At 41.9% G+C, this 13934-nt stretch carries 9 protein-coding genes; 6 read left to right on the forward strand and 3 right to left on the reverse strand.

Annotated elements, in window-relative coordinates:
- The first annotated feature begins 965 nt into the window (after positions 1 to 965).
- From MMU07_RS09850 to MMU07_RS09870, 5 genes are all read left to right on the forward strand, one after another.
- On the forward strand, positions 966 to 1664 hold the full coding sequence (locus tag MMU07_RS09850) for a hypothetical protein (RefSeq protein WP_241125704.1): 699 nt from the start codon (positions 966 to 968) through the stop codon (positions 1662 to 1664).
- A 1-nt stretch (position 1665) separates the two neighbouring features.
- Complete coding sequence (locus MMU07_RS09855) at positions 1666 to 2115, forward strand: hypothetical protein (RefSeq protein WP_241125705.1); 450 nt, start codon at positions 1666 to 1668, stop codon at positions 2113 to 2115.
- A 77-nt stretch (positions 2116 to 2192) separates the two neighbouring features.
- On the forward strand, positions 2193 to 2777 hold the full coding sequence (locus MMU07_RS09860) for a DUF4402 domain-containing protein (RefSeq protein WP_241125706.1): 585 nt from the start codon (positions 2193 to 2195) through the stop codon (positions 2775 to 2777).
- A 57-nt stretch (positions 2778 to 2834) separates the two neighbouring features.
- Positions 2835 to 3656, forward strand: coding sequence for a fimbrial biogenesis chaperone (locus MMU07_RS09865; protein ID WP_241125707.1), 822 nt, complete (start codon positions 2835 to 2837; stop codon positions 3654 to 3656).
- Between the two features lie 80 nt (positions 3657 to 3736).
- The gene (locus MMU07_RS09870) at positions 3737 to 6811 is read left to right on the forward strand and encodes an SPOR domain-containing protein (RefSeq protein WP_241125708.1); all 3075 of its coding nucleotides are present in this window, start codon (positions 3737 to 3739) and stop codon (positions 6809 to 6811) included.
- Positions 6812 to 7182: 371 nt separating this feature from the next.
- Here the strand turns inward: MMU07_RS09870 and MMU07_RS09875 are convergent, their stop codons facing one another.
- The 3 genes from MMU07_RS09875 to MMU07_RS09885 all read right to left on the reverse strand — a co-directional run bounded on the left by MMU07_RS09875 (position 7183) and on the right by MMU07_RS09885 (position 12263).
- Complete coding sequence (locus tag MMU07_RS09875) at positions 7183 to 8763, reverse strand: sulfatase family protein (RefSeq protein ID WP_241125709.1); 1581 nt, start codon at positions 8761 to 8763, stop codon at positions 7183 to 7185.
- 121 nt (positions 8764 to 8884) lie between these two features.
- Entirely contained in the window at positions 8885 to 10153 is a 1269-nt protein-coding gene (locus MMU07_RS09880; RefSeq protein ID WP_241125710.1) for a type IX secretion system plug protein, read from the reverse strand.
- A gap of 178 nt (positions 10154 to 10331) precedes the next feature.
- A complete protein-coding gene (locus MMU07_RS09885; RefSeq protein WP_241125711.1) occupies positions 10332 to 12263 on the reverse strand; it encodes an ABC-F family ATP-binding cassette domain-containing protein in 1932 nt (643 codons plus the stop codon).
- 284 nt (positions 12264 to 12547) lie between these two features.
- On the opposite strand from MMU07_RS09885, the gene MMU07_RS09890 reads away from it, so the two are divergent.
- Positions 12548 to 13678 carry a PQQ-dependent sugar dehydrogenase gene (locus MMU07_RS09890; protein ID WP_241125712.1) on the forward strand — a complete coding sequence of 377 codons (1131 nt, stop codon included), beginning with the start codon at positions 12548 to 12550 and terminating at the stop codon, positions 13676 to 13678.
- The last annotated feature ends 256 nt before the right edge of the window (positions 13679 to 13934 follow it).

The raw sequence follows: 13934 nt of genomic DNA on the forward strand, positions 1-13934 counted from the left end.
TGTAGTTGTCCCACTGGAAAATGCCGATAGGCGATCAGCCCGTTAAGAGGAAAAAACAGGACGGAATGTCCTCCCAGGGCGGGTATCCTCCTTGGAAAATATCTCCTAAAGCCTGGCGCGCAGCATCTCAGATAATCTTAGCTCAGAGAATCAAAAAAAATGACAAAATGGCCCATACGGGTCAATACAGGCTGATTTAATAGTCATTTTTTTGTCAGCATCAGGGAAAACGACAGCCAAAATCTGTTAAAAAATGAAAAAAACATCAAAAAAAGCATTTCATATACAAATAAATGCTGTTTCAAAATATTAATTTGTAGTTCAAATAAATAATAGATACTTTTGCATATCAAATTTTGTATTTCACATCATTTGAAAGCATCTCGCAAGTTAAAGCAGAAAGGAATCCATAAGGGGCTCCCTAAAAATTGAAAAGATGGTTATTGAAGAATGTTTTTGAAATGAAAACAGAAGATCAACAGTCAAAATCCATAAATCCAATGGAAAAGACAAAAAAGAACTTCAAAGAAGCATTTCATATACAAATTAATGCATTTTTAAAATATTAATTTGTAGTTCAAATAAATAAAAAATACTTTTGCATATCAAATTTTGTATTTCACATCATTTGAAAGCATCTCGCAAGTTAAAGCAAAAAGGAATCCATAAGGGGCTCCCTAAAAATTGAAAAGATGGTTATTGAAGAATGTTTTTGAAATGAAAACAGAAGATCAACAGTCAAAATCCATAAATCCAATGGAAAAGATAAAAAAGAACTTCAAAAAAGCATTTCATATACAAATAAATGCAGTTTCAAAATATTAATTTGTAGTTCAAATAAATAAAAAATACTTTTGCATATCAAATTTTGTATTTCACATCATTTTAAAACATCTCGCAAAGTATCAGAATTACCATCAGCTTTTCAAAGCTCTACTGCAAGTAAGCGACCGCAAAAAACCAAAATGCAGCAGCAATCAAAAGAACCGATCTCAAGAAGAGAACAAAAGATTGAAAAACCCATGACCACAGAAAAACAAAATATAGCCTCCATGATGAAAATAATGACACTGTGCATTATGATGGTCTGTGGTGCTATAGATAGGGCTTCTGCACAGAGAATCAGCTTCAGTACCTGGACAGGAAGCGAGGACATCATCCTGACTTCCATGAAAGGTGTCAATCCAAGGCTATCATTCAATGAAAAAAGGAAAGTTATCGTAGCAAGGTCTGAAAAAATTGACATCGGACTTCTCGAGGAGCAAGCCATGGTATTCAGAATCGACGCGCCGCTTGGATATGACCTGACGGTAGAATTGAACTCCCCGACGCATCTGTTCAAAGACGGAGACCCAAACAAAGGAGCAATCCCGGTATCGTTCAGAATGGCTTACAACAATCAGGAGGCTCAAAATGAATTTGTCGGAAAACAGAATGTGGTCGAAATCCCCGAAGGGTTCAACAACGTGACATTCCCTGTCAACAGAAGGCTTGGAAGTACACCTCCGGTTCCGATTACGCCTGACTTTGAAAATTACGTCAAACCAAAGGGTGCTGCTTACCTATACATCTATGGCTCTTTTGGCCCTGTGGGTGATGTGGCTGCAGGAGAATATACCGGGGAGGTTTTATTGAATGTTTATTTCGCAAATTATGACAACTAATATGAAATTATTCATTCTCCTCCTTGGACTGACATTTGGAAGCAGCCTGACATCGCAGGCCCAATTCCTGAACATCAGGATCGACATACCCGCAGGAATGGTATTTTCTAATGATCCCCGAGACAAAGTATTTGGCGGAATGGCAGGAAATACCGATCAAGGATCGATCCCTATCACATGGATAGCGATGGAGTCCATGGAAAACCTCAGTTTTCTGGTTTCGATAGAAAATCAGGATCCCGATCAGGGCTACTCACCCAAAGGATATTACATCAATCAGAGTGGTTGGGATTTGTCGGTAGCAAGGGAGCTTTTTCCCGGACCAAATCAGCTGACAATCGATAACCGGAATCTGCTGATCAGAAATATCAGTCCGAAGGTTTCCTTCCTTCACGCCTGGCTGGGGATTCCCAATCACAGGCCCCTTACAATCAAAATTGAATACCCTTAAAATAAATCACAATAAAAAAAAACAAACAAAACAAAAACAATTTAAAACAAACAAAACAATTTAAACAATTAAAAATTATGAAAAATCTAGTAAAAATCTCGTTCTTGGTTGCATTTTTCGCAGCAATCGGTTTCTCCGCAAATGCACAGACTTCATTCAGTACTATTGACGTTGGTGCTAAAGTTTTTGATCAGATCACTGTAGAAGGATTTAGAAATCTTAATTTTGGACAAGTTATGATTAACACTACAAAGAAGGTTGACATTGACGGAGATATCACAGCTCCTGCAGGTATATCCGAATCAGGTGTACAAGTCGGTGTATTCAAAGTGTTTGCCGGTGCAGGTTCAGATGTTACCCTAGACTTTGCAGGTATCTCTACATTATCTGATGGTACAAATACCATGGCCATCAGATTCAATGATGGGACTAATGATCTGGTAGGTTATGGACTTGACGCTGATGATGCTTCAGCTGCTGTAAGGTTTTCTAATTTTTCAGCTATTGTAGCAAACGGTCAAACTGCAAATTCATTCCCAACACACACAATTGACAACAAAAACGGAATATACGTTTACGTAGGTGCCGAAGTGACTGCAGGTGCAACTCAAGCTTCCGGAACTTATACAGGAACTGTAACCCTTACTGCTACTTATAACTAATTTACATCAACCCACCGGTGGCAGTTTTGCCACCGGTCTTTTTTTTTCAATACTCTCATGAAAAAAATATTCTACTCTCTCCTCCTGTCGTTTATTGCTTTTGGAGCATCAGCACAGGTATCGCTTGCCCCGACTACGGTATTTACGGATGCCAATGGCGTCGGAACTCTCTTTGTCTCTAATGGGTCAGAAACTCCCCAAGAGGTAAACATCAGCTTCATGTTTGGCTATCCTGCCACGGATTCATTGGGAAATGTGTCCATGGTCTATACGGACAGCATCAAAGAAGGTCAATACGGACTCACCGAAAGGGTCAGAACCTTCCCCAGGTCATTTATCCTCGCTCCGGGACAGCAGCAGACCGTAAGGCTGCAGGTAAAACCCGACAGGACCAAGGCAGCCGGGACCTATTTTACCCGTGTCAAAGTCCTTTCCAATGCACAGACAGCAGATGTAGGACAGACGAATAATGCTGAAATCGCCACACAGGTTACTTTCCAGTTTGAACAGGTCATCGCCATGTTTTACAAATCAGGGGCAGTATCGACAGGCTTGGATTTCAGCCAAATAGAAACCAAAACAGATTCTCTTTCTATTGTAGTAGAGTCAGAATTTAAAGTGACCGGCAACTCTCCTTATCTTGGAAGCTTCAATGCCGTGGTCAAAGATGCCTCAGGCAATATCATCAAAGAACAGCAACAGACATTGGCACTGTATTTTGAAGGCAAAAGGTCATTTAGAATTCCTTTGCCCGAGGATACCAAGCCGGGTAAATATACCTTAGAAGTACTATTCAAAACAGAAAGATCAGATATCCCTACCTCAGACCTTATACAGGCTGCCCCTACGAAAAAAACCTTCTCGGTGCAGGTACTTTGATTTTGATCAGAAATTAACCCTTTAAGTTTAATCACCCCCCATTTTAACTTAAATTCATTTTGAAAACCTTCACAACATATTTGTGGAAGATTTCAAAGCCTACCAAGCTTGTGTTATTGCTGGTATTTTTATTGGGTCTATCCAACCCGATCCAAGCCCAGCAAGAACCCGACGGAGAAGCTTTGCTTATTCTTTCCCATCCTTCGACCGGACAAGTATATTTGAACGCACTCTTTTTTGGAGACAAGGCCTATTTGCCTTTAGGTGAAGTATTGAGTTTGTTATATATCCCAAACGAACGTCTCAGCTCCGGCAAAGGGCTCAGCGGCGTTTTTCCAGACAAAAAAAATCCCTGGTCCATAGACCCAATTCAAAATAAAATCTTAATCAACGGTAAGGAAGAAACCTTACCCGCTGACAAATTCTACCTTGGTGATACAGACCTTTACATCCACCCGGAGTATTACCTCAGAATTTTTGGTCTCCAGTTTACGGTGAATATCCTTAATCTCTCGGCCTCCTTTACGGCACAATATCCACTACCTGTGGAGGAAAGGCAGAAAAGAGAGATGCTCAGAAAAAATCTTCAATCCAACAACAAGACGGATGAGTCTGTCCCCATGCTTTATGACAGGGAGAGAAAATTATTAAGTTTGGGAATAATGGACTATGTCCTAAATTTTGACAAGACAGATCAGGGAACAAATACTTCCTTTCAGCTGAGGACCGGTATGGAACTGCTCGGAGGGGATTTTGAAGGAGCGATTGCAGGCAACCAAAACGGAAAAAACATCGATATCGATTATTCAGGCCTGAGATGGCGGTATGTTTTGCCGGGTGCGATGAAGCCTGAAAAAAATGTATGGCTGACCACAATCACCGCAGGTCAGATCAATACCACTAGTCAGGTAAGCGGCATGGCCCTCACAGGAATATCGATCAGCAACAACCCTGTCGTGCCCCGTCAGGAACTTGATGTGTTTATCATTGATGGATACACGGAAGCAGATTCGGAGGTAGAGTTATTGATCGGAGGTCAGTTGGTAGATTTTTCAAGAGCGGATGAGGTAGGTTATTACCGATTCAATGCCCCGATCTCCTTTGGTACCACCCGCCTGACCATCAGGATTTATACTCCCAATGGAGAAGTCATTACTGAAGACCGTCAGTTTCAGATTCCTTTTACATTTCTTCCCAAGGGATTTGTCACCTACAACTTACAGACAGGATATGTAGCAAACGGCCTAGACAGTCTATCCACCTCCATGGCAACCCACGGAGATGTGGCTATAGGCTTATCCAATTCTGTGACTGTACGGGCGGGGATAGATTATGGAAGTCCATTTGGACAAAATAAGATGTACCAAGTATATGGTATATCGACCCGCATATTTCAACAATATTTATTCAATGTAGATGTATTGCCTGACAGGTATTACAGGGCCACGGGAAGCGTGTTTTATGCCAACAATGTCAATATCAGCACACAGGTCACAGAGTACGTCGGCAACAGCGAATTTACAAGAGAGAATCAGATCAGGGATGCCAACCTGAACGTGTTTTTACCATTCAAGCTTTTTGGAAGATTTACGGGAATCAGGGTTTCCGGAGAAAAAATATGGCTTGAAGGCGGCTTCAGATCCAATATTCAGGGAGATTTCAATACCCAGATAGGTCGGGTCAGTGCACGATTCAATTACCGGGGTGACATCGCCGGCACCTTCAATCTGAGCGAAAATGAATCTTGGAATACCAGAGGTCTACTCACCTCCTCACTCACCTATTCATTGCCGAGAAGCCCAAGTCTTCCGGTATTTGTGAGAGGGATGTTTTTTAGAGGGCAGATGAGGTATGATGTCAGTGGAAACAAACCTATCGCCTTGAACACCTTGTTTTCTCAGACTTTATTCAAGCATGGGCGATTTACTTTGGGATATGAAAGAGACTTGATAAACAAGCAGGGTCAGATGCAGGTCGGATTCCTGTATGATTTCAATGCAATCCGTACTTCTTCCCAGTTTAACAAACGGGGCAAATCCTATGCTGCAAGGCAAAGCTTCAGCGGTTCATTGGCTTATGATCCTGCAGCAAATATACCTTTACCTTCAAACAGGGATCAGATTGGAAGGTCAGGGATTTCAGTCAGGATGTTTGTCGACCAAAACAACAATGAAAAATATGATGAAGGGGAAGAAATAGTACCGGCAAAAGCGGTTCAGTTGGACCGGTCCGCAAACATGGTACTGGGTTCTGACGGAATACTGAGGATGTCGCAGATGCAAAGCTATTGGACATACAAGATGACCATTGACATCAGTTCCCTGCCGGACCCATCACTTGCCCCAAAGGTGACGAGCTTTAATCTCGTGGCAGAACCTAACAGATACAAGCAAATAGATGTCCCTTTATACCGCACAGGAACGATAGAGGGTATGGCAATCATAAACAAAAACGGAGAAAAACAGGGCATCGGAGGCTTGAGATTGCTTCTCAAAAAAGTAGGATCGAAAGATTTCCAGGAAACTATCCGGACTTTCTCTGATGGCGGATTTTATACCTTCTCCCTCCTACCGGGAAAATACACCTTGGAAATTGATCCTGCACAGCTGGATTTCTTGCAGGCAAAAATAGTCCAAGAGGTTCTCGAGTTTGAGATCAAGGCCCTTTCTGAGGGAGATTATGTAGAAGGTTTGAATTTTGAACTTAACCCGATATCAGAAGAACAGGAGGCTGATATAGTCGAAATCGTAAATACTGAATCCGAAGAATTGGAAGAAGCTGATATAGTTGAAATCGTAAATACTAAATCCGAAGAATTGGAAAATGTTGAAAATGAAGCTGCCACAGTGGAAGAAACACCAGAGGTTTACAGTGATTCTGAGCTCGGCTACTCCAAAATCAGCATAGTCATTGAAAAGGAAGAGGTACCGTATTATTATGTGATCGTGGCAAGTTCACCGGATAAAACTTTGGCAAGGATAGAGGCTCAAAAATTCATGGACAAAGGAAAAGCCGTATGGATAATCTTCCCAAAAGACGAAACCGAGAATTATAGGATCGCTGTAGGAAAGTATAAAGATTATAAATCTGCTGCCAAAGCCCTTGAAAAAGCCAAAATAGAATCGGAAGAAACCTCTTGGATTTTAAAGTATTAAAATGGTATTATCCAAAAAACCCGGTATAGGTAATCAGATTTGGACCTGATCCATCCTTTGCCTGCAGCCGCTAGAGGCTTTACCTGATCGTTGGGATTAACAGTTGGATAGCAATATAAAAAGATGGAATTACCCATCTTCACGATTGTCCCAATACATTTTTGTAGAAAGGCAATCATTTCAGAAATCAGGAATTATTTCCTGTAGGGGGTCATTGACAGTGGATGAGAGTACGCTGTCTTTGGCCTCTGCTTTTTTTGAAAAAATCAAAATCTTAAAAGATCGTTGTTGGTTTCAATAATTTTTGGTCAATCGGATGAGGCAGAAAAAAATCCGGAGGCATATCCCCGGATTAGAATAGTCTCTGTAAGCTACTTCAACTCCAATTGGTCTACTTTTCCTGTTCCGGGACCTCTCAATTCCTCAAATCTTTGCTTCAATTTCTCAAGCATTTCAGCTTCTGCCGAGGCAAGGTTGTTTTTTTGGCCAGGATCTGTCTTGAGGTTATAGAGTTGATATTGAAGGTCATTTCCCAGTTCTATATTGACGGATTGATTTACTGCAGGTCCTTGGTATGGGGGTATCATGATATAATCTCCACTGCGAAGTGCTGTCTTGGTGCTAGCCTCCAAAATCAAATCCTCTCTTCCTTGATCTGTCTCTCCCATCAATACTGACAGCATGTCCTTGCTGTCATCAGTGACAATGTCACTACCCATAAGATTGGACAGAGAAGCGAACAAGTCCAATTGTGACACCAAGGCTTCGGAAATCCCCGGTTTGATTTTGCCTTTCCAATAGGTCATAAAAGGAACCTTGGTTCCTGCCTCAAATAGACTGTACTTTCCACCTCTCAGGATTCCTGCGGGTCTATGGTTTCCAATTTTCTCGACGGCATCATCATAGTACCCATCATTCAGAACAGGGCCGTTGTCGCTTGAAAAAATCACCAGCGTATTTTCCAAAATCCCGGCTTCTTCCAAAGTCTTCAGCAATTCACCTACTGCCCAGTCTGCTTCCAAAATCACATCACCTCTAGGTCCCATGCCTGATTTCCCCACAAATCTTGGGTGCGGAGTTCTAGGCACATGTGGCTGCTGCATCGCAAAATAGAGGAAAAATGGATTTTCTATATTTTCCTTTTTTCGGATATAGTCCTGTGCTTTGACCAGAAAATGGTCGGCCATGTCTTCATCCACCCATTTGGCTTTTTCGCCTCCTTTCATAAAACCGATTCGGGGAATCTCATTGACAATGCTGTTGTTATGGCCATGGTGCCATTTCATTTTGATCAGTTCAGGATTATCCAAGCCTGTCGGTTCCCCTTCAAAGTTTTTGTCGTAATCCACCAAAATAGGATCATCAGCTTCCAAGCCGACCACAAGGCCATTTTCTATATAAACAGTCGGTACCCGATCCTGTGTCGCCGCCATGATATAAGCATAGTCAAAACCAACTTCATTGGGTCCAGGAGAAACGTGCTGATTCCAATCCACATTTCCCTCACCCAAACCCAAATGCCATTTGCCTACAATACCAGTATGATAACCTTTGGTTTTTAACATCTTGGGAAGGGTCATCTGATCCACTCCAATCAACAAGGGGGCAGTGCCGGGCAAGATCTTGGCATTTTCATTTCTCCAAGGATAGATACCTGTGAGCAAAGCATACCTGCTAGGCGTACAGGTGGCGGAAGTAGCATAGGCATTGGTAAATTTTAGCCCCTCATTGGCCAACCTGTCCATATTGGGAGTCTGCAATTCGGTGGCACCATAAGCACTCATATCCCCATATCCCAAATCATCCATGTAAATGATGACGATGTTGGGTAGCTTATTCTTCTCAGTTTGGCTGGTATTTTCATTTTTGCAGCCAAATAATAAGGCAAAAAGTATTGCTGCAAAAAGGCCACGGATTAGAGGTGATTTTACTTTTATGCTTTGGGTTTTCATTGGATTGTTGTTGGCAAATGGTTTGTTATACTTCGAAAGATGGGGAAATTTACATCATTTCAAAAAAACTCAATTGTTCCACCAACATTAAAACATTCCAAACCATTAAACTTTTTAACCCCTAAAGCCGCCTCTTATTAGGATTAAGATTGGAGTAGCTGATCAGCTCGTCATACCTCGATCCCATGTCCCTAAAGTAAATCAGGATCTCATACTCATTTTCTGTTTCGAAGTAGTTTCCTTCAAAAGGCGTCATATTCCATCCTTCGGCAGTTTTGTAGGCATATTGGTAGTCATACCATCCCTGCTTGAGCAGTAAAGTGGCCTCATAGTTTTTGGTAGATTTATTAAAAACCATTTTTGCACTGGGATCATTTCCCCACTTAGTCATTGATCCTATGATGTAGGGTGCTTCTTTTGCCTCTTCCGTCTGCAAGTTGAAGGTCACCAACATGTACTCACTTTCGAGTTCATAATTTCTCCGCTCGAGGTTCATGATACCGTATTGTCCATTGAGATCCAGGTATTCAGAATAAGCCCCCTGAGGCCTTGGTTTATCGATCCCCGCTTCAGCATAGACCACATCTTCTTCCATTTTGATGGCTTTGACATTCAAGCCCTTGGACCTAACAAATCTGAGATCTACAAACCTGAATTCATTTCCTGCCCAAAACACATTGCTGCCATCAAAAAGCTGGTATTCGATCATTTTGATATCCTCGCGGATCATTGTCGGGGTTTTCAATACTTTGGCATTATCCCAACGCTGATTTTGACGGATCATGACCTTCAGGTTGTTTTTAGGATCAAATAATTCCCTCGATTTATAATTGATATTGACATTGAGCTGTTGGACAGCGCGCCTGTTTTCCGTTTGACTGGGTGGCACAACTTTGGCTGCTACTGTCAAAACCCTCTGGTACACCATAAACCTTTTTGTCAGGACCACTTGCTTTTGGTCCCTTCCCCGATACACCATGATGGCATAATTACCGGATTTGGTGACTCTTGGCAGCTTGAAGTTATAATGCAGATAAGGAATCCGTGTATCAATAGAATAGCTAAAATCAAGAATATTGAACTCATTGAAATCCATCAGATACTCAGGCTCTTTGAGGTCAGAAGGTGTCCAATCAAAATTGCAATGGATGATTTTGGCCGAATACATATCAGGGTCATATGCCAAATCATCGAAAGTGAGGTTCATCGGGATTCCGGAATTGAGTTCTATAACCGGCGAATTCATTTGAGCTGCATAATCTGCAGAAGCAGGAAACAACCTCACTGATTGAATATTCTCCTCAAACACCTTGTCCTCAAATACCTTTTGGGCTAAAAGTAATTGGCTAAAAGTAAAAAAAACAATAAGGGAGGCTATCAGGGTTCGCATATTTTTATTTTTAAATTGGTGGTCTTAATTCAACCATTTGTATATGTTCAATTCATTCATATCAAGAACATGACATGTTCACTACTTCAGACTTCTGTCTTCCGTCCCGATCAAATCAGCATATTTGGCTACAGGCAAAGAACCGTTTATCCATTTAATTTTTGATCAATATAAAAAATTATGCCAAAGATGCCATTTCTTGTAAAGAACCGATTTCTTCCACCAATGTCTCCCAATTTTGATTGAGCTCTGACTCCTGGCTTTTGAGTTTTTGATAGGCCTGGCTGGTTTCCTCCATTTTTTTACTGTCTGAGAAAACGATCGGATCGGACATTTTCTTTTCCAATTCGGCTTTTTTGGTTTCGACCTGAAGGATTTTTTCCTCAATCAAGGCAAGCTCCTGTTCTTTCTTCTTGAGGTTTTTCTTTGCCTCATTTACTTCAGTGATACTCAATTCCATTTTTCGGGTATCCTGTTTTGGTTTGGAATCCTGTTTGGTGTCAGCAGGTAATGTGGCTTGTTGGGATTTCCAATACACATACTCGTCATAGGTTCCCGGATATTCTTTGATCTTGTTTTCTTCTATGTACCAGATTTTGTTGGCCACTCCACGGATAAAATGCCTGTCGTGGGAAACGGTGATGAAGGTTCCTTCATATTGCTCCATTGCCTGGATCAGGATATTGACAGACTGGATATCAAGGTGGTTGGTCGGTTCATCCAAAAGCAGGAAGTTGGCCTCGGAAATCATTGTTTTGGCCAACGCAACCCTGGATTTTTCTCCTCCCGAAAGGACTTTGATTTTTTTGAATACATCTTCATTGGTAAACAAAAAGCAACCCAACACATTCCTAAGTTCGGTTTCGGTCTTTTTGGAACCTGCCTGCACCATTTCCTGAAGGATTTCATTGTCGACATTCAATGCCTCCAACTGGTGCTGCGCATAAAACGACTTGATGACATTGTGTCCCTGTTCTCGCTTACCTTTGATCGGTTCGGTACCATCCACGATTCTCAAAAGCGTGGATTTACCTTTTCCATTGGCTCCGATCAGGGCGATCTTATCCCCTCTTTCGATCCTTGCGGTGGTGTCTTTCAAGATCACCAAGTCCCCATAGGCTTTGGATACATGGTCCAAAACCACCACATCCCTTCCTGACTTCTGCGAAAATTTGAATTTGAAATTCACGGAGATATTGTCATCTACCACTTCATTGACACGGTCTAGCCTGTCCAAGGCTTTGATCCTGGATTGGACCTGATTGGATTTGGTGGCTTTGGCACGGAAGCGTTCGATAAACCGCTCCGTCTGCTTGATCATCTGCTGCTGGTTTTCGTAGGCGTTTTGCTGGATTTCCATCCTTTCTTTCTTTTCCTCTTGGTAGAAAGAATAATTACCGGAATAGGAGGTCAGTGATCCATTTGACACCTCCACAGTGATATCAACACAATTGTCCAAAAAGTCCTGATCGTGGGAAACCACGACGACAGCCCCTTCATAATTTTTGAGGTAATTTTCTACCCATTGGATGGAGGGCAAATCCAAGTGGTTGGTAGGTTCATCGAGCATCAGCAAAGAAGGCTTTTCCAAGAGCAACTTGGCAAGCATCACCCTCATCCTCCATCCTCCGGAAAAAGTCTTCAGCGGTCTGCCAAGGTCTTTGGTATTGAATCCGATTCCTTCCAAGACCTCTTCTGCTTTGGCCTTGATGGTATAGCCTTCGTTGGCTTCAAACTGGTCCTGCAGCCTTGCCAACTTATTGATAATCTCATCAGAATGGTCCGTTTCCATCTGATGGAGCACATTTTCTATTTCTTGTTCGAGTTGGAGTGTCTCCTTAAAAGCCTCCAAGGCCACATCCAAAATACTGTCTTCTGATTGGTAAGAAAGCAAATCCTGGTTCAAAAAACCGATGGTACAATCCTTCGCTTTTTGGACTTCCCCTGAACTCGGCTGGATATCACCGTTGATGATTTTGAGCAAAGTCGACTTGCCGGTTCCATTCAGACCGACCAATCCGATTTTGTCTTTAGGTTTGATATGGAGAGCGGCGTTTTCGTAAAGCGCCCGGCCTCCGATAAAGTAAGAAAGATTATTAATTGATAACATGCTGCAAAAATAACCAAACTCCCGTTTATAAATGATTTCGTTGCAAATATTACTGAGAAAGTGTCTGGACTTTTAATTTTCGATAACTTAGATGTTGTAATCCAAAACCCTCCAAGGGTTTTTTAACCTTTGTCAGTTTTCTTAAGATAAACCAATCAATATAACCACTAGAGGTAAAAAAAGATACTCTAAAAGGTTAGCCTTAGGATTAATATCCATAAATATCCAATATCAATCAATATCAATCATCAATTGAATATCTATTCAATAAAACCAAAACCACCATGCGCCAAATAATTCTTCTCCTTTGCCTCTCCCTTATCAACCTATCCTGCAATGCCCAAAGCAACAAAAAAAGTGATATCCAACTGGAAAAAATAAAGCTTCCTGCCGGATTTAAGATCAGTGTTTGGGCTGAAGATGTCCCTGACGCGCGCTCACTTGCCATGAATGGGGACGGCAGCATCATTTTCGTCGGCAACCGACAGGGCAAAAATGTCTATGCCTTGGTAGACACCAATAAGGACGGAAAGGCCGATAAAAAATATACCCTTGCCGAAGGCTTGCGGATGCCAAATGGTGTTGCTTTCAAAGACGGCGACCTCTATGTGGCGGAAGTGAGTAGAATTTTGAGATTCAGGAATATTGAAAAAACGCTGGACAAGCCGGTTTTTGAAGTGGTCTATGACAAGTTTCCCGACAAAGCGCATCATGGATGGAAATTCATCGCTTTTGGTCCGGATGGTTTGCTTTATGTGCCCGTCGGCGCTCCATGCAATATCTGCGAACCTGAAGAGATCTTCGCCTCGATCACGCGTATTGATGTCAAATCCTCCAATATCCAACCTGAGATTTTTGCCAAAGGCATCAGAAATACCGTTGGTTTCGCTTGGCATCCGAGTTCCAAGGAAATCTGGTTTACCGACAATGGACGTGACATGATGGGGGACGATGTGCCTGACTGCGAACTCAACCACGCCCCCCAAAAGGGAATGCATTTCGGATATCCGTATTGGCATGCAGGTGATGTCAAAGATCCGGAGTTTGGAAGTAAAGGAAAAGACAAATCTGCTTATACAGCTCCCAAAGCGAAATTAGGAGCGCATACGGCTCCTTTGGGAATGAGATTCTATACCGGAAATCAGTTTCCTGAAGCCTACAAAAACAACATCATCCTTGCCAAACACGGATCTTGGAACAGAAGCAAAAAATCCGGGTATAACCTGACCCGGGTAATCCTCGATGCCAACCAAAATGTGGTGAAGCAGGAGGTTTTTGCTGAAGGATGGCTCGATGATGCGTCGCAGGATGTCTGGGGCAGGCCTGTGGATGTCCTTCAGATGCCGGATGGCAGTATGCTTGTTTCGGATGATATGGCAAATTGTATTTATAAGATTACTTATTCCGGGAAATAATCCCATCGATCAAAACAAAAACACCTCCGCGGTCAGTAGAGGTGTTTTTTTTATGATGTGAGTATTTTAATCTTTTAAAAGCTTTTCCAAAGTTATGAACTTTGGAAAAGTTGAAGACTTTAGAAAAGTTGAAGACTTTGGAAAAGTTGAAGACTTTGGAAAAGTTTACCGGATGAGGATAAGCACAAACCTGCAAGAGTTTGTACACCTGATGGTGAAAAAAATCCCAAAGTGCCTGACCGGTTCTATTTTTTTG

The sequence above is a fragment of the Cognataquiflexum nitidum genome (genome assembly GCF_022538055.1).
In the GTDB taxonomy this organism is placed as follows: domain Bacteria; phylum Bacteroidota; class Bacteroidia; order Cytophagales; family Cyclobacteriaceae; genus Cognataquiflexum; species Cognataquiflexum nitidum.

Excerpts from the sequence above, each read along its gene's own strand:
- MMU07_RS09860 (WP_241125706.1), top strand. The coding sequence starts at position 2,193 with ATGAAAAATCTAGTAAAAATCTCGTTCTTGGTTGCATTTTTCGCAGCA.
- MMU07_RS09890 (WP_241125712.1), top strand. The coding sequence starts at position 12,548 with ATGCGCCAAATAATTCTTCTCCTTTGCCTCTCCCTTATCAACCTATCC.
- MMU07_RS09850 (WP_241125704.1), top strand. The coding sequence starts at position 966 with ATGCAGCAGCAATCAAAAGAACCGATCTCAAGAAGAGAACAAAAGATT.
- MMU07_RS09880 (WP_241125710.1), bottom strand. The coding sequence starts at position 10,153 with ATGCGAACCCTGATAGCCTCCCTTATTGTTTTTTTTACTTTTAGCCAA.
- MMU07_RS09855 (WP_241125705.1), top strand. The coding sequence starts at position 1,666 with ATGAAATTATTCATTCTCCTCCTTGGACTGACATTTGGAAGCAGCCTG.
- MMU07_RS09875 (WP_241125709.1), bottom strand. The coding sequence starts at position 8,763 with ATGAAAACCCAAAGCATAAAAGTAAAATCACCTCTAATCCGTGGCCTT.
- MMU07_RS09885 (WP_241125711.1), bottom strand. The coding sequence starts at position 12,263 with ATGTTATCAATTAATAATCTTTCTTACTTTATCGGAGGCCGGGCGCTT.
- MMU07_RS09865 (WP_241125707.1), top strand. The coding sequence starts at position 2,835 with ATGAAAAAAATATTCTACTCTCTCCTCCTGTCGTTTATTGCTTTTGGA.